General features: G+C 71.1%; 18 protein-coding genes. 9 read left to right on the forward strand and 9 right to left on the reverse strand.

What is annotated here, in order from left to right:
• Positions 1-39: 39 nt before the first annotated feature.
• From WMF11_RS01240 to WMF11_RS01270, 7 genes are all read right to left on the reverse strand, one after another.
• On the reverse strand, positions 40-855 hold the full coding sequence (locus tag WMF11_RS01240; RefSeq protein ID WP_012238190.1) for an ExeA family protein: 816 nt from the start codon (positions 853-855) through the stop codon (positions 40-42).
• Entirely contained in the window at positions 852-2,207 is a 1,356-nt protein-coding gene (locus WMF11_RS01245; RefSeq protein WP_437976140.1) for a DDE-type integrase/transposase/recombinase, read from the reverse strand. The genes WMF11_RS01240 and WMF11_RS01245 overlap by 4 nt, the downstream gene beginning before the upstream one ends.
• Before the next feature lie 119 nt (positions 2,208-2,326).
• On the reverse strand, positions 2,327-2,950 hold the full coding sequence (locus WMF11_RS01250) for a hypothetical protein (RefSeq protein WP_437976141.1): 624 nt from the start codon (positions 2,948-2,950) through the stop codon (positions 2,327-2,329).
• Between the two features lie 101 nt (positions 2,951-3,051).
• Positions 3,052-4,113 (reverse strand): IS701 family transposase, encoded by a 1,062-nt coding sequence (locus tag WMF11_RS01255; RefSeq protein ID WP_437976142.1) that lies wholly within the window; start codon positions 4,111-4,113, stop codon positions 3,052-3,054.
• A 306-nt stretch (positions 4,114-4,419) separates the two neighbouring features.
• The gene (locus WMF11_RS01260; RefSeq protein ID WP_437979420.1) at positions 4,420-5,745 is read right to left on the reverse strand and encodes a formylglycine-generating enzyme family protein; all 1,326 of its coding nucleotides are present in this window, start codon (positions 5,743-5,745) and stop codon (positions 4,420-4,422) included.
• Between the two features lie 147 nt (positions 5,746-5,892).
• The gene (locus tag WMF11_RS01265; protein ID WP_437976143.1) at positions 5,893-7,761 is read right to left on the reverse strand and encodes an FG-GAP repeat domain-containing protein; all 1,869 of its coding nucleotides are present in this window, start codon (positions 7,759-7,761) and stop codon (positions 5,893-5,895) included.
• A gap of 60 nt (positions 7,762-7,821) precedes the next feature.
• Positions 7,822-7,992 (reverse strand): hypothetical protein, encoded by a 171-nt coding sequence (locus WMF11_RS01270; protein WP_437976144.1) that lies wholly within the window; start codon positions 7,990-7,992, stop codon positions 7,822-7,824.
• Between the two features lie 119 nt (positions 7,993-8,111).
• Between WMF11_RS01270 and WMF11_RS01275 the strand changes: the two genes are divergently transcribed.
• Both WMF11_RS01275 and WMF11_RS01280 read left to right on the forward strand, forming a co-directional pair.
• Entirely contained in the window at positions 8,112-8,345 is a 234-nt protein-coding gene (locus WMF11_RS01275) for a hypothetical protein (protein WP_437976145.1), read from the forward strand.
• Positions 8,342-8,737, forward strand: coding sequence for a type II toxin-antitoxin system VapC family toxin (locus WMF11_RS01280; protein ID WP_437976146.1), 396 nt, complete (start codon positions 8,342-8,344; stop codon positions 8,735-8,737). The genes WMF11_RS01275 and WMF11_RS01280 overlap by 4 nt, the downstream gene beginning before the upstream one ends.
• A 33-nt stretch (positions 8,738-8,770) precedes the next feature.
• On the opposite strand, the gene WMF11_RS01285 is transcribed toward WMF11_RS01280, so the two are convergent.
• On the reverse strand, positions 8,771-9,886 hold the full coding sequence (locus tag WMF11_RS01285) for a BPSS1187 family protein (RefSeq protein ID WP_437976147.1): 1,116 nt from the start codon (positions 9,884-9,886) through the stop codon (positions 8,771-8,773).
• Between the two features lie 103 nt (positions 9,887-9,989).
• Positions 9,990-10,967, reverse strand: coding sequence for an AraC family transcriptional regulator ligand-binding domain-containing protein (locus tag WMF11_RS01290; protein WP_437976148.1), 978 nt, complete (start codon positions 10,965-10,967; stop codon positions 9,990-9,992).
• A gap of 77 nt (positions 10,968-11,044) precedes the next feature.
• Between WMF11_RS01290 and WMF11_RS01295 the strand changes: the two genes are divergently transcribed.
• The 7 genes from WMF11_RS01295 (at position 11,045) to WMF11_RS01325 (ending at position 23,182) form a co-directional block, all read left to right on the forward strand.
• Positions 11,045-11,620, forward strand: a complete 576-nt coding sequence (locus WMF11_RS01295) for a GNAT family N-acetyltransferase (protein WP_437976149.1) — start codon at positions 11,045-11,047, stop codon at positions 11,618-11,620.
• A 184-nt stretch (positions 11,621-11,804) separates the two neighbouring features.
• On the forward strand, positions 11,805-13,562 hold the full coding sequence (locus tag WMF11_RS01300) for a sigma 54-interacting transcriptional regulator (protein ID WP_437976150.1): 1,758 nt from the start codon (positions 11,805-11,807) through the stop codon (positions 13,560-13,562).
• Positions 13,563-13,613: 51 nt separating this feature from the next.
• Positions 13,614-17,687, forward strand: a complete 4,074-nt coding sequence (locus WMF11_RS01305; RefSeq protein ID WP_437976151.1) for a TOMM system kinase/cyclase fusion protein — start codon at positions 13,614-13,616, stop codon at positions 17,685-17,687.
• Complete coding sequence (locus WMF11_RS01310) at positions 17,684-18,454, forward strand: BMA_0021/BMA_0022 family TOMM bacteriocin (protein ID WP_437976152.1); 771 nt, start codon at positions 17,684-17,686, stop codon at positions 18,452-18,454. The genes WMF11_RS01305 and WMF11_RS01310 overlap by 4 nt, the downstream gene beginning before the upstream one ends.
• A gap of 127 nt (positions 18,455-18,581) precedes the next feature.
• Positions 18,582-19,769, forward strand: coding sequence for an amidohydrolase family protein (locus WMF11_RS01315; RefSeq protein WP_437976153.1), 1,188 nt, complete (start codon positions 18,582-18,584; stop codon positions 19,767-19,769).
• Between the two features lie 62 nt (positions 19,770-19,831).
• Positions 19,832-20,782: a BMA_0021/BMA_0022 family TOMM bacteriocin gene (locus WMF11_RS01320; RefSeq protein ID WP_437976154.1), complete on the forward strand. Its 951-nt coding sequence runs from the start codon at positions 19,832-19,834 to the stop codon at positions 20,780-20,782.
• Between the two features lie 171 nt (positions 20,783-20,953).
• Entirely contained in the window at positions 20,954-23,182 is a 2,229-nt protein-coding gene (locus WMF11_RS01325) for a TOMM precursor leader peptide-binding protein (protein ID WP_437976155.1), read from the forward strand.
• Positions 23,183-23,713 lie beyond the last annotated feature (531 nt).

Here is a 23,713-nt window from a genome sequence, read left to right on the forward strand (position 1 = left end):
TTGCCAGCGCCGAGGTGACGCCCGTCGTGTCGGTCAGCGTCAGCTGCCGTCCGTCCCCAGATCGCCGACGATGCGTGCCATCACGTCACGCTCGACGAGCTTCTTCTTCCGTCGCGCCGCCTCGCGCAGCGCGGCGGTGGCCATGCGGTCGATCTCGCGCAGGCTCGAGCCGGCCGCTTCGTGGAGCAGCGTCAGAGCGTCCGCGGTGAAGACGTCGCGGTCGGCGCCGGCGCGGCTCATCCGTAGCCGCACGTACTCTCCGGTATCGTCGGGCACCATCGCACCGATCGAGAGACGCCGCTCGATGCGCGAATACAGCGAGCGGTTTTTGCGCAGCTCAAGCCGGTCTTGGAGGTCAGAGAGCCCTACCAGGATCAGCGACAGCAGGGCGCGGCTGTCCCATTCGTAGTTGAGCAGGATGTGGAGATGATCGAGCGTGTCTTGGTGGAGCAGGTGCGCTTCGTCCAGCAGGAAAACCGGGTGGATGCGCTCGCGGCCGAGGGTCTCGATATGCGCGCTGACTGCGTAGAAGACAGCCGCTGCGGTCGCGGCGGGGTTGAGTCCGAGGGCATGGCAGAGCTGGCGATAGAAGTCGCGACGGCCCAGCGTGGCGTTGTGGCAGTAGGTCAGCCGGAAGCCGGCCTGCGGCAACCGATGACGCACTGCCCGCAGCACACATGTCTTGCCGGCACCGGGCTCGCCGACCAGCAGCACTTGGGCGTGCTCGTGCACGGCCTCGCACACCTCCTCGACGAGTTGCTCCTTGGAGGGCGGCAGCCACAGGTCGCCGTCCTGGATCTCCTTGGAGAAGGGGGCGGCGGAGAGGGTGAAGAAGCGGACATAGGACTCGCTCACGTTTCACCTCCGCGCTCGCTCGTGTCGGCGCCAGTGCCCATCGAGCGGCCGAGCGTCCGCGCGGGGTTGAAGTCCACCGGGCGTGTCGGCTTGTCCGCCGCAGGCCCGCCGCACGGCACCCGCTTGCGCCGCGCGTTGCGCTGCGGATCGACCGGATGCAGCACCAGGCGCTTGCCCTCGTGCTCGACCCACGGCGGCTCGTCAGGCGCGACGAAGCACCGGGCGACGGAGACGATCTGGCCGGCGAGGTAGCCCTGATCGAGCTGCCAGGCGACACCGTCGACAGAAACGATGTTGTCGCCCGAGACGCGGCGGCGAGTGCGCTCGGTGAGCGCGACGCGCAGCGCCTTTTCGTCGACGCCGCCCTCGGCGGCGGGGCGAGCCGCATAGATCTTCGCCGGGGTCTGGCCGAGCAGGCCCGCGTGCGGCGCCGGGTGGTAACGCCTGTCGAGGAAGGCACGGAGCGTCGTGTTGATGTCGACGAGCGACGCCACGGCGCCGAGGTAGGTCAGGCACCCTTCGCGCAGCGTGCGCCAGAAGCGCTCCATCTTGCCACGCGCCTCTGGGTCGTACGGCTTTGCGTGCAGGAGCGTGATGCCGAGCCGCGCGCACGCGGTTTTGAGGACATCGCCGCGGTAGGTGGAGCCGTTGTCGAGATAGAGCGCGTCGGGCTTGCCGTGGCGACGCAGGGCGTCGACGGTCATGGCGAGCATGTCGACCTCCTTCTCGGTCGTGTGCGCCTCGAGCGCCACGACGTAACGAGAGGCGTCGTCGAGCAGCCCGTGGATGCGCAGCGGCGTCGCTTTGCCGCCGACGGTGCAGCCGGTCACGTGGCAGACGTCACCGTGCCAGAGCGCGCCGGGGCGCTCGGCCTGCCAGCGCAGCCGCGTCTTCGACTCGCCCTCGGCGCGCGCGGCGCGGCGGCGAAGGCCGTGCGCGGCGTACAGTCGCCGTACGGTGGGCTCGGAGACCTTGCCCGCTTCGAGCCGCCCCTCGTCGACGAGCGTCTTGAGGATGAGCGGTACCGAGGCGTCGGGATGCTCGCGTCGGATGTCGAGCAGCAGCGTGCGCAGCTCCTCCGACAGGCCCTGCGCGAAGCCGCGATCGCTGCGCGGCTGCGGGCGCAGGCCGTCGAGGCCAGCGGAGCGATACGCATACAGCCAGCGCTCGAGCGTGGGCACCGAGTAGGTGCGCGTGCTGTGCGCGCCCGGCGGTCGAAACCGCTGCTCGCTGAGCGTGCGCAGCTCGGCGGCGAGCTGGCCGTGGGTGAGCACGCGATGCATGAGAGGGCCAATGACCGTGGCGCGATAGATCGCGACGGTCTCGGCTGGGTCGGCAGGGCCGAGGGGCATTCGGACAGGTCCTTTCTGCGCCTTGCTGGCGCGCGGTCCTTGTCCGGGATCGGCGGCGTTTTCGGCAGCGATCCTCTCAGGTGGGCTGTACGAGTGGGTCTCCTTGGGGGCAAAGGACCTCACGCCGCATGCGCGGCGCCGAAGAAGGCGCGCTGCTCGAGCGGTAGCGCCCGGGTCGTCGGGTCCGCGCTTGCCGCGAGTGATGCCGCAGCGGCGGCTGCGCTCTTCCGGAGCGAGGCGGACGGGCCTGGGTCGGGGGCATCCGCAAACAGACGTCGCTGCGCGACGTCGCGCGCCCACCGGCGCAGCGTGGCCCAACCAGCGACGGCGCTGTCGCCGAGGATCTTCGCCGGGCCCACACGCCGACGGACCTCAGCCGCCGTCGAGAGCGCCAGGCCCCAGAGCGCGAGGGCGAAGCCGATCGCGGCGGCGCTGTACACGCGAAGGCCGAGCACACCGCGAGGAACGACGAGGAGCACCGCGCCGCAATCGAGGCAGCGGTAGCGGCGGGCGGTCACCGAGAGCACCTCGGGAGGTTGGTCCGGGCTGGTGGGGCCCCAGACCTGCCGCTCCCGCCTGCCGTGGCCTTGGAGCCGGATGGCGCCGCCCAGCGGACAGCTCGCAGCGCCGCAGACGGGGCAGCGCGCAGGCCTAGCTTCGACGACCGTGGGCAGCTGCTGCTGCCAGCGCTTGATGTCGATGGCGCTCTGGATAACACTGCGACCGCTTCGATTCCTGGGCACAAGAACCGGAGCACGACGAGGAGGCTGTCCGCCAAGATCAGGTCTCCTCGTCGCCTATTTTGTGGCCGGCACCGCGCCGCTGCTCCGCTCCTGCGGTCGGCCTACCCCGTCGTGAGGCGGGCGCGGGAGCAACAAGAGGTGGTAATTTTCGACCGATGGACGGAAGTGGGGTGCCCGCGCGGGAAGGGCTTCTCTGGGGTCGACGAAACCGTGCGCAGAGAGGGCTGCGATGAGAATCTTGAGGGGCTGGAGGTAATGCGCGTGCGCCGCGGCCCTCCGGAGTCGTCCTCTCGGGTCGCGCACGCGGAGCGAGCACTCTCCTTGATGGCCAGCCTCGTTGGGCAGAACCCCTCACCATCAAGCAGCATGCTCGATGCGATGCGCTGCCGCATCAATGAGAGGGCGCGGTAATAGCTTGGGTCGACAGCGCCACGACGTCGCAGCGGGAGGACCTTTGTGGGCGATTCGATGCCGACGGCGTAGTCGAAGCCCAGCAACCGCACCGTCTCCCGGAACGCATTAGAATTGCCGTAGGCGGCGTCGGCCAGCACGATATCCCCGGGAATGCCATGACGGGCGGCGCGCTCGATCATCTCGAGCGCCAAGTCGATCTTGGTCTTGTAGACGACTTGGTCGGGGATGCGCGCCTCTCGTCGTCGTGCTGGATCGTCCGCCCAGCTTTGCGGCAGGTACAGCTCGAAGTCAATGGGGACATGGTGATAGCGGGTCGCCACACTGAGGCTGACCCCGATCTGGCAATTGGTGGTCTTACCGGCGGAGCCGGTGTATTGCCGCTGAACGCCGACGGAGTGGGTCCCCTTCTTCAAGAAGCCCGTGTCGTCGACGATCCACGAGGTCACGGGGGCCTGCTGGGTCATCGCTCCGATCGCATAGCGCGCAGCGTGAAGGCGCACGGCCTCGTCGTCCCAATGCGAGTTCGAGACGAAGTGCAGCAGGCGTTGGTGCGCCACCTCGACGCGTTCGGGATCGGGGCAGGCGCGCGCCGCGATCGGTTCGACGCTCTTGCGCTCCGCCTCGCCGAGCAGCCCCAACGCATACGTCGCGAAGGACTCGCGCCGCAGCGGATGGCCGAGCACGTCGCCAATCTCAGACAAGTAGGCCTGCAACCGCTGCTCCGCGGCGGGGTCCATGATGTACTCCATGGCCCCGAAGGCTGTGTCGCGCGGGCGCCGCGTCGACCCCGGCGCGACGAAAAGACTCCTCGATCTACAGGGATATCCGCCCGAGCGTGCAGCTCCCGCCGGTCGGTCGTTGCCGGGCTCGACGGGCTGCGACGCAGTGGTGTTAGCGCGACAAACGGGCTGAAACGACGAGAAAAAGCAAGAATTTCACAGGGAGACGGGGAGGCGGGGAGCGAGAGACGGCAAGAGAAAGAAATTCATTCCTTCTTCCTCCCCGCCTCCCCGCCTCCCTGTGAAAATTCTCCGGGTTTCAACGTGATCGTTGTTCTAGGGAGGGAGATCTCTCGCGCAACGCGCGCTGGTCCAGGGGCCGCGCACCGTCGGAGGGTCGGTGCCTCGGTGCGCGTTGCTCACCGTGTATTCATCCGAGGCGTAGTAGCCGCCTCGACGGGTGCGTTGATTGTCAGCAGCCACGTCCGAGAGCTGGGCCTGGTCGTTCCAGGGAACGGTGTAGTTGACGGCCCAGTCCAGCGCCCATTCCGAGACGTTGCCGCTGAGATCGAACTGGCCCCACCGTCCCCGCCCCTGCGGCAGCGAGCCGACCTCAAGGAGGCTGCTCAAGGCGCACGGCATCGTGCAGGCGTACGCCGCGTGGTCATGGGTGATCACGTCGCCCCAGGGGAACTTTCGCTGCATGTTCCCTCCGACAGCTGCGTAGTTCCACTCGGCATCGGTGGGCAGCCGCCCGCGGTCCCAGATACAGAACGCGAACGCCTCGTACCAGGTGATGCAGTTGATCGGCAGCGCCTCGTTATGCTCAGCCGCGGGGGTCCACGTCGCGGTCATGCTGGTGCAGCGCAGCGCTGCCGAGAGCGAGGTGGCGTCCGGGCGGAGCGCCTCGTTCCATGCGGACTGCCATCCGCTCCCCGGGATCTTCGGGTGCTCTCCCGCTGCGGCGGCGGGCGGCGAGGTCCGCACGCCGTGTCCGCTCTCCATGAAGGCTCTGAATCGCCCCACGGTGATCTCGAACGTATCCAGATGGAAGCTGCTGACCGACGCGGCGAATGCAGGGTTGTTGTTCCGGTTGAACGTGCCGCCCGGGACCTCGCGGCTATCACAGCAGCTGATGCCGGGAGGAGGCCCGCAGAGGGGGACCGTCTCAGGCGGGCTGGTCGCACAGCTCGGGGCGGTCACGCCGCCGCCGGAGCCGCCGCTGCCGTCGCTGCCGCCGGCGCCACCGCCGGAGCCGGTGCTGGTGCTGGTGCCACCGCCGGAGCCGCTGCTGCTGGTGCTATTGCCACCGCCGGAGCCGCCGCTGCCGCCGGCGCCACCGCCGGAGCTGCTGCTGCTGGTGCTACCGCCGGAGCCGCCTGTGCCGTCGTCACCGCCTGTGCCGCTTCCGCCGCTGCTGGCGCCGCTGCCGCCGCCACCGGACGCGTCGCCTCCGGCCACTCCCCCGCCGCCCCCCTGATCGGGGCCGCCACTCTGGCCACCGTGGCCAGATGCGGAGCCGCCGCCCGTGCCACCTCCCCCGTGCGCTCCGGGAGGCGTGTAGCTATCCCAGTCCACGCCCAGGATCTGGGCACAGCCAGCAGCGAGCACCGCCGCGAGCCACCCCGCGGTCCACCGTGCTGCGCCGCGCGCCTGAGGCATCGACACCAAACTCCGATCTTTGCCCGGCATTTGTCAAGTCACCTTCCGAACCGGGCGGATGACCCGGTTCGGGGTAGTGCGCCTCGAGCCCGCATTGGACAATCGACCCGCCACTCCGGATCGCGCCTATCTCGCTCACCACCCTCGTCAGACATCGTTGATCGTGATGCGCGCGCCCGATGTGACATCGTTGCGTGTCACCACCGAGCCGTCGGGGAACGTCACGCGGATATCGACCGACGCCGCGGCCCCCATCCCGATGATCAGCGGGAGCTGGCTCTGCTGCCGGTTGCCCCACTGGCCGGAGCCCACGAGGTAGGTCGCCACGCGATCGGCCCCTGTATAGCCGCCAGCGCGGAAGTCGCCGTCGCCGTCGAGGTCCACGTCGACGCGCGCGCCGATCGCGTCGCGATCTTCCCTCACGTTCGCGTCGGTCGCATTGCCGTCCCGATCGGTGAGCACGCGGACGACCGCGTAGCCCGGCGCGCGGCACGGCATTCCGGTCACGTCGCGGCGGTAGAGCGCCGTTTCTCCGAAGCTCGTGGTGAGGAGGTCGAGGTCGCCGTCGCCGTCGACGTCCGCGAACGAGCCGACCTGCCGCGCGGTGATCCCGAGCGAGGCGCCGGCGGCCGCGAACGTGCCCGCGTCGTTGCGGTAGAGCGTGCCGCCCGTGTACGCGTCGAGGTCGCCGTCCTGATCCCAGTCGGCCCATACGCTCGCGCTCATGAACGATCCGTCTCCGAGCCCCACGCTCGCCGCCATGGCGCCGGAGAACGGCGCGCCCGCGCCGGCATTGTAGTAGAGCAGGTCGTCCGCGTCCCCGTCGCGCACCGAGAGGAGATCGAGGTCGCCGTCGGCGTCGATATCGATCCAGGTCGCGCCGCCCCAGCGGGAGCTGGCCGTCGGCGTGTCCTCGAGCCCCGTCGATGTCGCGACGTCCGTCCAGCTCGGCGATGTAAAGCGGAAGAAGCGGTTCCCGTCTCCGGTCGAGCCGGTGGCCATGTAGAGGTCGAGATCGCCGTCGCCGTCGGGATCGGCCCACGCCGCGCTGTCGCCCTGGAGGAAGGTGCTGAAGCGCGCCCTGTCATCCGCGAACGGCAGCGCACCGTCGTTCCGGAACATGCCGGACGCGCCGAACTCCGAGCCGAAGAGCAGATCGAGGTCGTTGTCGCGGTCGTGATCGACCCACACCGCCGGGCCGGGCGTCGTCGCCGTGAGCTCGAGGTTGGCCGAGAGCGCGACGTTCATGAACGTGCCGCTGCCGTCGTTGCGATAGAGCCGGTTCGGGATCGTGCCGGAGCGGGTGTCGTTGGCGACGAAGATGTCCATGTCGCCGTCGTTGTCGAAGTCGGCGGCGATCACCGGGTAGTGCGCGGAGGGGAAGCCGAGATCCCGGATGCCGCGCGCGGCGGCCCCCTCCGTGAACACGCCCGCGCCGTTGTTGATGTACAGGCCGCTGCCGCGCAGGAACACGTCGAGGTCGCCGTCGTTCTCGACGTCGAGCCACGCGACGACCGAGCTACCTGTCGTCGCCGGCAGGCCCGAGGCGGCGGTCACGTCGGCGAAGCGGAGGCCGCAGGTGACCGCGGGCCCATCGGCGCACACCCCCATCATGCAGCCGCCGCACGCCCCGCTCGGGCACCCCGCGCACGCCGTGCCCTCCGCCGCGCGGTTCGCGACGCACTCGCCCGCGCCGTCGCACGTGTCGGCCGCGTCGCACTCGCCGGCCGCGGCCGCGCACTCGGTCCCCGCTCGTCGCGGCTGGGCGAAGCACTCGCCCTCGATGCACACGCCGCGCATGCAGCCGCCGTCGAGGTGGCTGCAGTCCACGCCGGCGCACAGCGGCCCGCCGCCGGTGCCCGCGTCGCCGCCACCGTTACCGCCGCCGCCGTCGTTTCTGCTGCCGCCGCCGTCTCCGCCCCCGCCCTGGGGCTCTTCGCCGGAGAACGTCCTCGACTTCGCCGAGCAGCCCACCGCGAGCAACGCCGCCGCGAGGGCGAGGAAAGACCGTTTCACGTTCGACCTCCGATCGTCACGCCCGCGGTCGCCGCGGGAAAAGCGATCCGGCCGAGACTACTACAGGCAGCGCAGGACGTTCACGAGCTGCCAGATGGGCTCAGGCATGTGGCCCAGCCAGCGCGCGTCGCGCTCGACCGGCGCCTCGGCGTCGTGGAGTGGGTCGTCGGGGCCGTGGCTGTAGACGAGCCGCCGCAGCCGCTCGCTCACGAAGCCGTTCCGGTCGATCATGAAGCGCTGGACGAACTGCTTCGCGAGCTCCTTGCCCTCGACGTCGAGCAGCAGCGCCGCGCTCCGCCGTCCGCCTCGGCAGGATGGACCTCCGACGCTCGGTGGCGCATCCTGTGCGCATGCAAGCCCTCAAGATCCACGTCGTGGTCGACGATTCCGTCGTCCGGGCTCTGCCTGCCCTCTCGCCGCTCCGTGGGCAGCGCGTCGAGCTCATCGCGCTTGGGGAGGCGCAGCCGCCCTCTGCTGTCGCGCCGGTCGCGGGCGGCTTGCTCGGGCAGATCAAACTCAAGGAAAATTTCGACGCTCCGCTCCCTGACGACATCCGGAGTGCATTCGAGGGAGACGAGCCTTGAAGTGGCTCCTCGACACGCACGTCGCAATCTGGTTCGCCGCCGATCCCAGCCGCTTACGGCGGGAGGTCGTCGATGCGGTCCAGGACCCCGGTGCGCAGATATTGATTTCGGTCGCATCCTGGTGGGAGCTTGCGATCAAGCACGCCATCGGACGGCTGGAAGGCAGCCTGCCGCCGGAGCAGCTCCGGACGTGGTGGCTTGGCTATCCGACGGTGCGGGAGCTGGCCATCGAAGCGGCGCACGTCTGGATGGCGACCTCCTATCCGCTGCACCACCGCGATCCGTTCGATCGAATGCTGGTGGCGCAAGCGCAGCTGGAGGATGCGACGCTCATCACGTCGGATGACTTGTTGCGTGCGTATCAGGTGCCTATCCTTTGGGCGTGCAAGTGATCGAGCAGGCGTCGATCGACGTGGAGCGCGACATCACGGCAGCGGCAAGCCGAACATCGCCTCGCAGACGGCGACGTGCGCGCCGCAATTACCGGCGGCTCCGTGGTCGCCGTCCCTGAGCGCGAGCCGGTGCGACCCGCCGTACGGCGGCGCCGCGCCCGGGACGTCCACCTCGACGAGCTCGCCGGGCAGGCCGATGAGGTCGAATGCTTCGAGGTGATCCGGGTGCTGCTCATCGCGCTCGCCGGTCAATCCGAACATGCGATCCACGGGCGTCGCCGACGGCTCCGAGAGCCAGGTGGCGCTCACCGGGTTCGTGTCGCGCGGCCCGGCCAGCGACACCACCCGATCGAGCCGGACGACCTTGCCGATGCGGGCGGCCGAGCTCGCGCCGTGCGAGTGGCCGCTGAAGATGATGACCGACCAGCGCGGGCTCCCGTCGTCTTCGAGGAAGTAGCCCCAGTCGCCTCGCGGGTGGACCTCTTTCAGGTGCGCGAGCGCCTTCGCCAGCCGCGCTTCGATGCTGTCGGCCCTTGTCACCTCGATGAGCGCGGTGTGGTCCTGACCGTCGAACGCCTCGAGCCGCGCGTCGCCGAACGTGTCCGGATCATTCTGAACGATGTTGTAGTCGTTCTTGTAGGCGACCGCGAACGCGTGAAAGCCGCGCGCGGCGACGAAGCGGGTGAGGTCGAGCGGGCCAGGAGGCTGGCTGCTCCCCGACAGCGTGACGACGAGCTTGCCCGCGAACCGCGCGACCCGGGTGTCGAGGAGGGCCACCTGCTCCAGGTCGCGGTCGGAGACCTCTGGATCGAGCTCGCTGGGCTTGAACCGGATCTCGCTGAGCTCGGGTGAGCTCGTGTCCACGTGCAGCTCGCGCGGCGCGCCGCCCGCGCCGCCCGCGCCGCCCGCGCCGCCCGCGCCGCCCGCGCCGTTCGCGCCGCCCGCGCCGTTCGCGCCGCCCGCGCCGTTCGCGCCGCCCGCAGAGCCACCGACTCCGGAGGTCGCGGCGGCGCCGCCGGTCCCGGTCGTCGCGGTGCCCGTGGCTGCTCCGCCGCCAGCGCCCGGGGGGCCGCCGTCGCTCGACGAGCCGCCGCACGCCACGCACCCGAGCGTCCACCAGGCGCAACCGATCCACGCCGCGATCCGCATGCTCGAAACGTTACCAGATCACCTCCTGCGCCCCGCGGTGGACGAGCCGGATCTCCCGATTTTCTCGGTCACGCAGCGCGGCGCGGGCGCGCACGGCGGCGCTTCACCGGCCTCGCCCTGGCGTGAGCGCCGATCCGTGGCGGCGGCTCCGTGACGGGGCCTCTCCGCGCCAGCGCCGCCACGCGCGCGTGAAGGAGGCCTGCTCGGCGAACCCCACACGGGCGGCGATCTCGCCGAGCGTCAGCGCCCCTTCGTCCAGCAGCTGCTCCGCGCGATCGCGGCGCACCTCGTCCAGCACCTCCACGAACGAGGTGCGGCTCAGCGAGAGCTTGCGCTGCAGCGAGCGCACGCTGAGCCCCAGCGCCGAGGCCACCTCGCCGAGGGTCGGGGTGCCGGGCAGGCGCTGCAGCGCAAGGGCGCGCACGGCCACGAGCAGCGCGTCGCTGGTGCGCTGCTCGGCCCCCACCGTGGCCTCGAGGGTCGCCAGCAGCCGCGGGTCGGCGCTGCGCAGCGGCGTCGTCCAGTCGCCCGACGAGAAGCGCAGCGCGGTGCGCCGCGCGCCGAACCGCAAACGGGCCACGCCGAGCAGCTCGATCCACCGCGCGCGCGGCTCGGGGCTGGGTTCGGCGAGCTCGAGCGACGGCATCTCGAGCGACCGGCTCGCCAGCGCCCGCATCCGCGCCAGCACGATGCCGAGCACCAGCAGGTCGCTCTCGAGCTCCCCCGGGAAGGGCGGCTGGTTGACGATGACCACGCGCCGCACGCCGCTCCGCAGCCGCTCGAGGAGCAACTGGACGCCGGGCGCGACGAGCGGGAAGAGCCGCTGGGCCACCGTGAGCGCCGCCCCCACCGTCGCCGAGGACGCCGCGAGGTAGTCCACCACGCCCATCGTGCCCAGCGGCATCGTCAGCCCCACCTCGAGCGGGAGGGTCCGCCGGCCCGTGCGCGCGATCGCCCGGGCCCACAGCGTCGCGAGCGCCAGGTCGTCGTGGATGGGGCCGATCTTCAGCCGCGGAACATCGACCCCGAAGCGACCCAGCGCCTCGGAGATGGCCTGTGCGGTCGCGGCGACGACGGGCATGCCGCGAGGGTACCACGTGGCGCGCGAAGACAAGCAACTGGCGCACACGGACAAACGCCTGAATGCATGGTGGGCGCATGACCGCTGCGCAGATACTGGCCAGGGCGTTTCACGAAGATCCCTTCATCTCCTGGGCGGAGCCCGACCCCGCCCGGCGACAGCAAACGATGACCACGGTGTTCGGAGCGATGCTGGCGCACGCGGACCGGCACGGCGGGCGGCTGTTCGAGCCCGGGGTCGGCTCGGTGGACTGGAAGCCTCCCGCGCACGCGGGCATGGGCCTCGGAGACGTCGTCCGCAGCGGCCTGTGGCAGGTGATGCTCGTCGCCCCGCCGGCGGTGTGGTGGCGGCTGTCGGCGCACGAGGACGCCGGGATGGCCCGCGTTCGCCCCTTTCTCGGGCAAGGCAGCGTCTACCTCGGCACGCTGGGCGTCGAGCCGTCGCTGGCCGGGCGCGGGCACGGGGGCCGGCTGCTCCAGCGCACCCTCGCCGTGCTTTCGGAGCGGTGGACGACCTGCGTCCTGCGCACCGAGCAGCCGCGCAACGCCGCGTTCTACCGCAAGCACGGCTTCACGCTGGTGGACGAGAGCGTGGTGCCGGTGAGCGGGCTCCCGGTGCTCGTCTTCTCACGCCCGCTCGAGAAGACGAGGTGACGCCCGCAGGAGCTGGCGTCTTCCGGCCCCGGCACCGACGCCGAGCAGCAGCGCCGGCGCCGCCACGGCCTCCGAGGTGACAGGGGGCTCGCGTCCCGCCGGGACGCACTGCGTCCGCGGGAGACGCGAGCCTGTTCGTTCCACCTGGACCCGCCCCCGTTCTCCTGCTCTTCTGCTCCCCACCGTGACCGCGTCCCGTGACGAGAGCTTCATCTCCCTCGTCCCCCGCCTGGTGTCGGCCACGTACTTCGACGAGGCTGCCACGGCGGTCCTCCAGGCCATGTTCACCTGCGTCGAGGAGGCGCTCGCCGGCAGCCCCTTCGCCAGCCGCGCCCGGATCCTGCGTGGCGTCGTCCACCTCCGTCCCGAGGACAGCTACCAGCGCCTCTTCGGCATCGACCGCCCGAGCGGCGCGCGCATCGAAGGCACCGGCTATCTCACCTCCGGCAGCGTCTGGAGCTGGATCGAGAAGCACCGCTGTTCCGTTTCGATCGACGTCCAGCGCGCTTCGCTCCGCTCGTGGATGCCGGACGGGGCCATCGCGCTCCGCCACGCGCCGGAGGCGGCGGGTATGCCCGGCGACGCGACGCGCGAGCGGATGCTCGGTCGCGACGCGACCCACGTCCATGTCGTCCCGCTGCGCGCGCCGGGCGGCAGCGTCGACGGCATGATCGCGATCGAGGTGAGCTGCAGGGGGGCCGCCGGACTCGAGCTCCCCTGGGCGGAGTGCCACGAGGAGCTGGCGATCCTCGCCAGCATCGCCGGGGCCTTCATCGCCGCCCGCGCGCTGCCCGTTCGCTCGGACGAGCCGGCGAGCCCGGACGAGTTCTTGCCGGTCGTCGGTCAGAGCACCGCGCACCTCGTCGAGCTGCTCCGCGCCTTCGCCCCGCGGGACGACACCATCCTGATCACCGGCCCGACCGGCGCCGGAAAATCCAGGCTGGCGCGCTGGTGCCACGAGCACTCGCAGCGCCGGGGCCAGCCCTTCGAATCGCTGGATCTCCTCGGCGTGCCCGAGGACCTGCAGATGGCCGAGCTGTTCGGCTGGAAGCGGGGCGCCTTCACCGGAGCGGTCAAGGACAACCCGGGCGCGGTCGCCCGCGCCGCGAAGGGCACGCTGTTCCTCGACGAGATCGACAAGCTCTCGCTCAAGGCCCAGGCGGGCCTCCTGCGCTTCATCGAGGAGCGCGCTTACCGGATGCTGGGCGATGACGGGGCGGGGGAGCGCCGCGCCGACGCGCGCCTCCTCGTCGGCACCAACGCCGATCTGCGCGCCGCCGTGCGCGCCGGCCGCTTCCGCGAGGACCTGTACTACCGCATCAACGTGCTGCCGGTGCGGCTGCTCCCGCTCGCCGAGCGGCTCGACGAGCTCCCGCGCTGGGCCGACTACATGCTGAACCGGCGCCATCAGGAGGCCGACGGCAAGGGGGCGGCGCGCTTCGAGCCCGACGCCATGAAGCTCCTCGTGTCCGCGCCCTGGCCGGGCAACCTGCGGCAGCTCGACAACATCGTCCGGCGCGCTTACGCGCTCCAGCTCGCGGGGCAGAGCGGCCTCGGCGGCGATCTGGTGATCCAGCGGCGCCACGTCGAGCGCGCGCTCACCTTCGACGGCGACGCCGAGCCGAGCGCGCTGACCAAGCTGCTCTGGCGGGCGGCGCTCAGCTTCGTGAACGAGGCCGAGCGACGCCGCGGCGGCGGCGCCCCGCTCCCGCTCGAGCTGACCGACGCATTCCGGGGCATGGTCCTCGGCGCGGCGGTGCAGCGGACGGGCAACCGTGACGACGCCTTCACGCTGCTCGGCCAGGAGATGCTGCTCAAGAACCGCAACCATCATCGGACGCTGCGGCGCGAGCTCTCGCGGGTGCGCGAGGTCCTGGACCTGCTCGGAGGTGAGGTCGACCCGGAGCTCCTGGCGGTGCTCGACGCCGACAAGGAGCCCTGAGGGCGCGGTGCCAGCGCTCTCCGAGCGCCTCCAGCGACCACGAGATCGAGCATGCAGTGCTATGCCGCAGACGGTGCCGCGCTCGCGCCAGGCGCCACGTTCGACGGGCGTTACGAGATCCTCGCCAAGCTCGGCGAGGGCGGCTTCGGCGTGGTGCACAAGGCCCGCCAGCTCACCACCGGGCAGCCGATCGCCCTGAAGATCCTGCGCCTCGCCGAGCAGGGAGGCGCCGCGCAGGCCGACCGGCGGACCGCGCGCTTCCTGCGCGAGACGCGGCTCTGCGCCCAGCTCCACCACCCCAACATCGTCCAGCTCGTCGACGCGGGGCAGGCAGGAGACGGGACCCTCTACGCCGCGTTCGCCTTCGCGCCCGGCGACAACCTCGCCGCCCTGCTCCAGCGAGAGGGCGCGCTCGCGCCGTCCGAGGCGCGGCACCTGATGCTCCAGGCGCTCGACGCCCTCGCCTGCGCCCACGCGGCGGGCGTCGTCCACCGCGACCTCAAGCCGAGCAACATCATGGTGATCCCCACGGGCGCCCGCCGCAACGCGCTGGTGCTCGACTTCGGGATCGGCGCCACGCTCGACGACGGGCGATCCGCGCGCCTGACCGGCAGCTACGACGCGCTGGGCACGCCCGGCTACGGCGCGCCGGAGCAGTGGCGCGGCGCCGAGGCCTCGCCGCGCGCGGATCTGTTCTCGTGGGGCCTCGTCTTCCTCGAGTGCCTCACGGGCAAGCCGGCGTACGGCGGCACGGAGGCCGAGATCTTCTACCGGCTGCTCGGCCCCGATCCCGTCCCGATCCCCGCCGCGCTCGAGCACCACCCCCTGGGCGACCTGCTCGCCCGCGCTCTCCGCAAGGACGAAGGCGCGCGCGACGCCACCGCCCGCGGGCTCTTCGAGGCGCTCGAGGCCTGCAACCTGCGCGGGCTCTCGCGCGAGGCGATGCTCGCCGCCAGCGGCCGCCCGGCCGGCGGGGACACGCGGTCTCTGTCCTCGATCGCGAGTGTCGCCACGTCGCTCGACCGGCGGAGGGAGCCCGCTCCGCCCGCGCTCGACGGCGAGCGCCGGCAGCTGACGGCCCTCTGCTGTCACGTGAGGGCGCGCGCGGCCGTCGCGCAGGCCCTCGACGCCGTCGATGTCGAGCGGCTGGACGAACCCCTGCGCGCGGCGCTCGCCCGCTGCGCGGACCTCGGGCGCCGCCATGGCGGGTACGTGGCCGCGGCGTTCGGCGACGATCTGCTCGTCTACTTCGGCTACCCCAGCGCGGCGGAGGACGACGCCAGGCGCGCTGCCCGCGCGGCGCTGGCGATGGCAGGCGCCGAGGACGCCGAGGACCCGCGCAGCGCCGCGCCGGGCGCGCGGATCGACGTGAGCGTCGGCCTCCACACCGGCCTCGTCGTCGACGGGAACCTGGGGGACCTCGACGGCGCGTGCCTCGTCACCGGCGCCACCCCGCGGCTCGCCGCGCGGCTCGCCGCGCTGGCGCCGCCGGGATCCGTGGCGGTCAGCGCCGCGTCGCAAGCGTTGCTGCGCGCCTCGTTCGACCTCGAGAGCGAAGGGGGCCGCGCCATCGAGGGGATCGCGGCGCCGGTGGAGACCTACCGCCTCCGGCAGGAGCACGGCGCCGCGGCGAGCTGGCCGACCCCCGACGGCTCGAAGGCGCCGCTCTCCGGCCGAGATCAGGAGACCGGGCTCCTCGCGGAGCGGTGGCGCCGCGCGTGCGAGGGGGCGGGCCAGTCGATCCTCATCACGGGCGAGCCCGGCATCGGCAAGAGCCGGCTGGCGCGCGCGCTGCGCGATCGGCTGGCGCGCGAGGCCCACACCTTTCTCGAGGCGCGGTGCTCGCCCGACACGCAAACCAGCCCCCTCCGTCCGGTGGTCGATCTGCTCGAGCGCACGCTCGGGCTCGATCAGGAGCCCGACGCGGGCGGCAAGATCGCGCGGATCGAGCGGGAGCTCGCCGGCCATGGCTTCACGCTGGCCGAGGCCATGCCGCTCTTCGTGCCGCTCTTCTCCCTGCCCCTCGGCGAACCGTACGCCCCGCTCGACGTCTCGCCGCAGCGGCACAAGGCGCTGACGCTCCAGGCCGTGGCGTCGCTGCTCCTCGCGATCGCCGACGAGCGGCCCGTCCTCCTGGTGGCCGAAGATTTGCACTGGGCCGACCCCACCACGATGGAGTTCCTCGCCCAGCTCGTTCGCGAGGCGCCCGCGGTCCCCCTGTGCGTCATCATGACGGCTCGCCCGGAGTTCTCACCGTCGTTCTCGACGGCCGACATGCTGCTGCTCCCGCTGAGCCGCCTGGAGCGCCCGCACATGGAGGAGATGCTCACCGGGCTCTCGGGCCACAAGGCGCTGCCTCCCGCCGTGATAGAGCAGGTCGCAGACCGCGCGGACGGGGTGCCGCTCTTCGCCGAGGAGCTGCTCCGGATGATGATCGATGCGCGGCTCCTGGTGGAGCGGGAGGATCGCTACGAGCTGACCCGGCCGCTCTCGGGCGCGGCGATCCCGGGGACGCTGCGGGCGCTGCTCACGGCGCGGCTGGATCGTCTTTCGCGCGCCAAGCAGACGGCCCAGCTCGCGGCGGCGATGGGCCGGGAGTTCAGCGTCAAGGTGCTCTCGGCCGCGAGCCCGCTCGGCCCGGCGGCGGTGGCAGAGGATCTGGAGCGCCTGATGAGCGCGGGGATCGTGCTGCGCAGGCGGCGCGGCAAGGACGCGGTGGGGAGCTTCAAGCACGCGCTGGTGCGGGACGCGGCGTACGAGTCGCTGTCCACCGGCGCGCGGCAGCGGAGCCACGCGCGCATCGCGAAGACGCTGGAGGAGGGGTTTCCGGAGGTGGTCCGAACGCGGCCGGATCTGCTCGCGCACCACCACGCGGCGGCGGAGCAGATGCGGGAGGCCATCGGGTACGCCCGGACGGCGGCACATCAGGCGCTCGGGCGCTCGGCCTACGCCGAGGCCAGCGCGCACGCCTCCCATGTCGTCGACTGGATCGGGGCGCTGCCGACCGGCGAACGGGTGGACGCCGAGCTCGGCGCCAACGGCATCCGGTTGCAGGCGCTGATGTCGATGCAGGGCTGGGCTTCCCCCGACGTGCGTGCGCTGGCCGAGAAGTCCCGGGCGCTGCTCCCCGCGAGCACGACGACCGAGCACACCGTGTCCACCCTCTTCGCCCTGTACATGCACTACCACGTGGCGAGCGAGCGCGCGGCGTGCCGGCGGGTGGCCGACGAGCTCGTGGCGTTCGCCAACCGGATCGAGGACCCGTCGCTCCAGTGCGTGGCCGCGACAGCCAAAGGCGTCGGCTTCCACGCCGAGGGGCGGTTCTTGGACGCCGAGGCGTGGTTCGACGAGGCGATCCATCTGTACGACCCGGCGCGCGACGGGCGGCAGGGCTCGGTGTTCGGCATGGACTGCCGCGTCTGGGCCACGGGACAGCTCGCGTGGGTGCAATGGGGTATGGGGCGGACGACGCGGGCGTTCCAGCTCGCGAACGACGCGATCGCCTGGGCGCGGGAGATCAAGCACGTCCCGTCCCTCGGGATCGCGTTGCTCTACCTCGGCCAGATCCAGCACATGAACGAGGACAAGCCCGCGGTGCACAAGACGACGGGCGAGCTGCTCGCGACCTCCCAGGCATACGGGCTGCCTGCCTTCGAGGGCTACGGTGCGGCCCTCGCGTCGTGGGCCGCGGGGGATCTGCAGGGGGTCGAGGTGATCATCCGGACCCTCGAGTCCCTCCACTGCAACTTGGCGCTCACCTACTACGGGTCTTTTCTGGCAGACATCGAGGCAGACGCCGGCCGTCTGCGCCAGGCGATCGCCCGCGTGGAGACCTGCCTTTCGATGTGCACCGAGCTCGGCGAGCACTTCTTCGAGGTGGAGCTCCTGCGGCGCCGCGCGCGCTACGAGATGCGCCTGCCGGAGCCCGATCGGGGCGCCATCCGGGAGATGCTCGCCAGGGCTCGGCTGCTGGCCGGCGAGCGCGGCATGTACCGCTTCGAGGCAGCGGCGATCGAGGAGCACCGGCGTGTCTTCGGGGACGACACCGCGCTCGTGGACCGATTGACGCAGCTCCATGACTCGTTTCCTGATCTGAAGTTACTTTCACCGAGGAGTGATCCATGACGACCAAGCCCTCTGAAACATGGGAGACCGGCGGAACAGGCAGCGCCGCCCCCTTTCCCCGCCTGCGCACCGCCTACCTGCGAGCTATCGCCCGTGCCTGGCGCGATCGGGACTTCCTGAAGCAGCTGGTCAGTGCGTCCAAGGAGGATCCTTATGGCGTCCTCCCCCTCCTCGAGAAGGAATATGGCTTCAAGTTCCCTTTCAGCGTGAAATTCGCCATCTCCGACGAGCCCAGGCCGCAGTGGCGGCCGAATGAGATGCTCGGCTGGCTCGCCGACGGTGACGAGATCGATATCATCCTGCCGGGCCCTCCGACGGACGGCACGCCGCCCGCGGACGCCCTTGCTCTCTATTGCCAATGGTTCCCGTCGATGCTTGGTCCGCCGACGGACGGGACGAGCCAGCCGCCCGATGATTTCGGCGAGTTCGGAGTGATCACGTCCCGCCTCCTCGCGATGACGTGGTACGATGAGAAATTCAAAGAGCAGCTCTTCGCCTCGAAGGATGCTCGGCGCCTCGTGCAAGCCTCGATGGGCATGATCATTCACTGGAACTTCAAGCTGAAATTCTCCTCCCTCCATTGGGAAAAGTTCTGGCACAACATCCCTTATCAGGGCCAAGGTGACGGCCAATCTGCGAGCCGGATCCCCGCTCGGGTGACGATCACCGTCAACATCCCTCAGGCTCCGCCGGATGATGCCATCTGGCCGATCGCTCTCGCCGCGTACAACGACACGGGTCCCCAGTACCCCTTCACCTGCGCTTGACGCTGCGATCGCTGGCTGGACCGGGGGCGAAGGAGGCGCTCGCGTGATCCCGTGCCGCCGGACGGATCGCGGCGCGTCCTCCGCACCGCATGGAGCTCCGGAGCTCTGCTCGTAGGGAGAGGGTAGCGTGCGCGACGGGATTGCCATCATCGACATCGACCGCCACGTCATGGAGCCCATGGGGCTCTGGCCGGAGTACCTGCCGGCGAGGTACCGCGACGTCGCGCCGGACGTCCGCCCCCTCTCGAAGCATGATGAGCCCCTCCGGGCTCGGTTGCACCGGCTGGGAGACCATGGCCTCTTGCCGACCCCGCCGGTGGTCACGGTCGCAGGAAAGCCCATCTGTCGCGGGATGACCGAGGTGGGCTACATCGAGGTCGGGATCCATGCGGAGGAGCACCGCCGCGAGCTGATCGCCGCGGAGACGGCGGCCGGCCAGCTCGCAACGATGGACGAGGCGGGGGTCGACGTCGCCGTGCTGCACCCGACCTACACGGGGTTCCTGGTGTACGACGAGGAGATCGACGCGGATCGCTCCCGCGCCTACGCGGGAGCCTACAATCGCTGGCTCGCGGACCAGTGCCGGCGAGACCCGACCCGGCTCAAGGGGGCCGCGCTCATCTCGCGCCACGATCCCGCGCAGATGGTCGCGGATCTCGAGGCCGGCCTCGCGGACGGCCTCAGCGCCGCCGTGGTCCGGCCGAACCCGGTCCGCGGGAGGACCCTCGGCGCGCCGGAGCTGGAGCCCTTCTTCGCGGCCTGCGAGGCGAACGACATCCCGCTGCTGCTGCACGAGGGGACGCACACGCGCGTGCAGACGGCCGGCGCTTCGCGCTTCCGAACGCACTTCGCGCAGCATGCCTGCTCCCACCCGCTCGAGGCGATGATGGCGTTCCTCGCCCTGCTCGAAGGAGGCGTCCTCGAGCGCCATCCGGGCCTTCGCGTCGGCTTCCTCGAGTCGGGCTGCGGGTGGCTGCCCTACTGGCTCTGGCGCCTCGACGAGATCGAGTATACGCAGCTGAGCAACGAGGTCAGAGGTCGCGTGAACCAGCGCCCCTCGAGCTACTTCCGCCGCCAGTGCTGGATCGCGTTCGAGCCGGGCGAGGCGATGCTCGCGCACTGCGTCGGCGTCATCGGCGCGGATCGCGTCGTCTTCGGCACCGACTTCCCCCACGTCGACCACGATCCCGCGATCGTCGCCAGGCTGTTCGACGGGGGCGGGCCGCTCGCCGAGGACGTGCTCCGGGCAGCGTTGTGGGACAACCCTGCGCGGCTCATGGGGTTGCCGGAAGCAGCGCGCCCGCGCGGCGCGTGAACGGGCGCGACACCGACCCGCGCACACTTCATCGCGAACAACGGTCAAGCAAAGAGGGGCTCATGAGCACGAACCAATTGACGGAGTTTCGCTCGACGTACCTGCGCGCGATCGCAGAGGCATGGGCCGATCCGGACGATTTTGGCAAGGAGTTGACCGGGGGCGACCCCGCTTCCGCGCTCAAGGATCGATTTGGCTATATCTGGCCATGGCCAAGGACGTGCGAGCTTCAGATCGCACGAGCGGACGAGGACTTCGTGTGGATCCACGATGAGTGGGTCTGGCCCAGCGACCTGCTCGACTGCTTGACGCTGCGCCTGCCGCTCGCGCCCAAGCGTTCCGCAGCTCGTCCAGGGGACGATGATCTGCGGGAAGACCTCCGTCCGGAGGACTACGCGAGGGCGCTCGGGGATTATTACAAGCAGCGCCCGTCGCTGTTCAGCGATCAATCGAGCCGGGAGCGCGATCAGCACGGGGCTCATGCGCGCCCTCAGGACAGAGGGGGCGGGCTCAACATGCGGGCGGACCACGGGGTGCAGCTCGTCCGTCGCCCCGAACGAGGGCGGGAGCACGCGGGGTGCTGTCATGAGGGCGAAGAGGCGGGTCAAGAGCGTGTCGGCCTCCACAGCGGCCCTCCTGCGGGGGGCTTCGTTCCCGACGACGGCTTGTTCGCCGAGTTCAACGTCGTGCTGCTCGCGGCGATGGCCAAAGCCTGGAGCGACCAGGAATTTCGACGAGCGCTCACGATCGACCTTGCCTCGGCGCTGCGAACCATCCGAGGTTACAGGCTACCCTGGACGATGAGCGTGCGCGTCGAGGAGGACGGCGCGGCCCGGTGGCATCCGCCGGGATCTCCGCTCGACAAGGACCATCCGTCGTACTGGGATTCGCTCCAGCCTCATACGCTCAAGCTCTATCTGCCCACGAAGCCGAGCAACGTGGACTCCGAGCCCATCGCGCTCGCCGTATACAACGCGAGGGGAGCGGCGTACCCGTTCACTTGCTGCTGCTGATCGGGGGACGAGACCAGGGCCTCACGGGGATGTCGTGGGACGCCCGCGTGCGACGCCGCTCCGCCCGGATTCTGACGGGTCTCGGGGGCGAGGCGATCCCCGGCCATCCAGCGGTCGCTCTCCTCGAGCGCGCCGCTTGCACTTGCCCATCGGCGGGTGAAACCAGGAACGATGATGGATCCTCTGGAGCTGAGCCAGGTGCTGGCGTTCAAGCCCACCCTGCGCGTCGAGCGCATGGATGCGGGCGTGGTCTTCCTGATCGGCGAGCGCGAGCGCTTCGTCGTCTCCGGCGCCTGCGCCGCCGAGGTGGCCGCGCTCGTCGACGGCCGGCGCACGGTCGACGAGATCCTGCGCGCCGCGCGCGATCGGTTCTCCGAGCCGGAGACCCTGTATGCCATGAGCCGGCTCGCGGCGCGTGGCTACCTGGTCCCCGCAACGCCGGAGCTGCCCTCCGAGCACGCGGCGTTCTGGCGCGGGGTAGGTCTCGACGGCAAGGCGGCCGCCGAGGCCCTGAGCCGGACTCCGGTGTCGGTCCTGGCCGTCGGCGAAGCCGCTCCCGCCGGGTGGATGACCGAGGCGCTCGAACAGGCAGGCGTGCGGATCGACGGCGAGGCGGCGGTGCAGGTGGTCGTGGCCGACGACTACTTGCAGCCCGAGCTGGCCTCGATCAACCGCCGCGCGCTGCGCGAAGGAGCGCGCTGGTTCCTGATCAAGCCAGCCGGCGTCCAGCCGCTCATCGGGCCCGTCTTCGAGCCCGGCGCCGGCCCCTGCTGGGGTTGCCTGGCGTTCTGGATCCGCCAGAACCGCCCGGTCGAGGAGCTCGTTCGCCGCCGCCGGGGGCACGAGGGCCACGTCCCTCCCCCCAGGGCGGCCACCGAGGCGAGCGTACGGACCGCTTGCGGGCTCGGCGCCTCGGCCATCGCCCGCGCGCTCGCCAGGGAGGAGACCAGCGCTCCCCAGGCGCTCGGTGCTCGGGTGCTCGCCCTCGATCTGGCCACGTTCGAGATCACCAGGCACGCGGTCGTCCGGAGGCCGCAGTGCCCGGTGTGCGGCGATCCGGCGCGGATGGCGGCCGTCGGCGAGCGCCCGGTCGAACTGCAGCCGGTGGAGAAGGCCCATTACGAGGACGGTGGATATCGCCGGCAGACCCCGCGGCGGACCTACGAGCGCTATCAGCACCTCGTCAGCCCGATCACCGGAGCCGTGACATACCTCGTGCCGATGCCGGGGCGGGACACCGAGCTCCGCGCCGTGTACGCGTCCGGCTACCTGGCCTGCCCTCGGGAGGACGTCCCGCGCACCAACGTCTTCGACAAGGCCTGCGCCGGCAAGGGGCGCAGCGCGGACCAGGCCAGGGTGAGCGCGCTCTGCGAGGCGCTCGAGCGATACAGCGGCGTCTACCAGGGGGACGAGGCGCGCGTCCGCGCGAGCGAGGCCGAGCTCGGCCCGGCGGCGCTCTCGCTCGGCGATCTGCTGAACTTCAGCGAGGCGCAGCACCGCGAGCGCGCTCACCTCAACGCGCGGGCAGCGGATCGTCGCCAGTGGATACCCGAGCCGCTCGATGCCGGCACCAGGATCGACTGGACCCCGGCCTGGTCGCTGAGCAAGCGCGAGCGGCGCTATGTCCCGCTGGCCTACTGCTACGCCGAGGCCCCGGCCGAGAGCGGCACCGCCTTCTGCGGGCCCTGCAGCAACGGCGTGGCGGCCGGCACTTGCCTCGAAGAGGCCGTGCTGCAGGGCCTGCTCGAGCTCGTGGAGCGCGATGCCGCTGCGATCTGGTGGTACAACCGGCTCGCGCGCCCGGCCATCGCGCTCGACAGCTTCGGGGACCCGTACTTCGAAGCCCTCCAGGCGGACTATGATCGCCTCGGCTGGGCCGTCTGGGTGCTCGATCTGACGCACGATCTCGGTATCCCCACCTGCGTTGCCCTCGCCCACGAGGCCCGGGAGGATCGATTCACCATCGGGTTCGGCTGCCACCTCGACCCGCGCCTCGCCGTGCAGCGATCGCTCACCGAGCTGAACCAGCTCTTCGATCCCGGCGGCGCGCGCCGGGCGCCGTGGGACCTCGAGCGGCTCCCTGACCGCGCGCATCTCTTCCCGAGCCCCGATCTCCGCCGGGTCGCGGCCGAGCACCTGCCCCGGATCGGCGGCGCCGACCTGCGCGCCGACATCGAGCAATGCCTGGATCGCCTCGACGGGGCGGGTCTGGAGCTCGTCGCGGTGGACAAGACCCGCCCCGACATCGGCTTGCCCGTGGTCCAGGTGATCGTCCCGGGGCTGCGCCATTTCTGGCCCCGGTTCGGCCCGGGGAGGCTCTACCAGGTGCCCTGCGCGCTGGGGTGGCTCGCTCGCCCGCTCGCCGAGGGCGAGCTCAACCCGGTCCCGCTGTTCGTCTAGCTGCCGAGGATCCGCGCAGGCGAGATCCTCCTCCACGAGGGCACGCACGCGCGCCTCGTGCAACGGAAGCAGCCGGCCAATCGGGGTGAGGTTCGTCTGCCCACGTGCCCCCCGGCTCCGTGGCCGGCCGCGCATGTCTCTGGAAGAAGCGTCGTGTCTCCAGGTGACGCAGCCCGGCCGTCGTCGGCTGCCGGGAGGCCCCTGCATGCCCGCGCGGGCCGCGCCGATCGCCCCGTCGGCGGCTCGCGGGAGACGGTTCGAGTGCTTGGTATGCGTGCTGCAAGGGACAGTGGACAGCGGACAGGGGACAGGGGATCGAGGTGACCCGGCTCAATTCGAGGCGCCGCCGGCGAGGGACGCGACGTTTGCGTTCCTCGCCGCGGAGAAAGCCGACTTCCCGTGTCCCCGCTTTGCCGCGCTTCGGGGTCGTACGAACGTAGGCCCGACGCGGCAACCTTCACACGAAACAGGTTTGGCGCACGGGGCAAACCCGCCCTTCGCGCCATGACGGGCGGCGTCCGGTCCAGGCCA

It is taken from the genome of Sorangium sp. So ce295, from assembly GCF_051527405.1.
In the GTDB taxonomy this organism is placed as follows: domain Bacteria; phylum Myxococcota_A; class Polyangia; order Polyangiales; family Polyangiaceae; genus Sorangium; species Sorangium cellulosum_B.

Bases quoted from the DNA above. Each gene is read 5' to 3' on its own strand.
- WMF11_RS01245 (WP_437976140.1), bottom strand. From the start codon at position 2,207: ATGCCCCTCGGCCCTGCCGACCCAGCCGAGACCGTCGCGATCTATCGC.
- WMF11_RS01260 (WP_437979420.1), bottom strand. From the start codon at position 5,745: ATGCCTCAGGCGCGCGGCGCAGCACGGTGGACCGCGGGGTGGCTCGCG.
- WMF11_RS01320 (WP_437976154.1), top strand. From the start codon at position 19,832: ATGAGCACGAACCAATTGACGGAGTTTCGCTCGACGTACCTGCGCGCG.
- WMF11_RS01290 (WP_437976148.1), bottom strand. From the start codon at position 10,967: ATGCCCGTCGTCGCCGCGACCGCACAGGCCATCTCCGAGGCGCTGGGT.
- WMF11_RS01295 (WP_437976149.1), top strand. From the start codon at position 11,045: ATGACCGCTGCGCAGATACTGGCCAGGGCGTTTCACGAAGATCCCTTC.
- WMF11_RS01270 (WP_437976144.1), bottom strand. From the start codon at position 7,992: ATGATCGACCGGAACGGCTTCGTGAGCGAGCGGCTGCGGCGGCTCGTC.
- WMF11_RS01275 (WP_437976145.1), top strand. From the start codon at position 8,112: ATGCAAGCCCTCAAGATCCACGTCGTGGTCGACGATTCCGTCGTCCGG.
- WMF11_RS01305 (WP_437976151.1), top strand. From the start codon at position 13,614: ATGCAGTGCTATGCCGCAGACGGTGCCGCGCTCGCGCCAGGCGCCACG.
- WMF11_RS01285 (WP_437976147.1), bottom strand. From the start codon at position 9,886: ATGCGGATCGCGGCGTGGATCGGTTGCGCCTGGTGGACGCTCGGGTGC.
- WMF11_RS01255 (WP_437976142.1), bottom strand. From the start codon at position 4,113: ATGGAGTACATCATGGACCCCGCCGCGGAGCAGCGGTTGCAGGCCTAC.
- WMF11_RS01310 (WP_437976152.1), top strand. From the start codon at position 17,684: ATGACGACCAAGCCCTCTGAAACATGGGAGACCGGCGGAACAGGCAGC.
- WMF11_RS01325 (WP_437976155.1), top strand. From the start codon at position 20,954: ATGATGGATCCTCTGGAGCTGAGCCAGGTGCTGGCGTTCAAGCCCACC.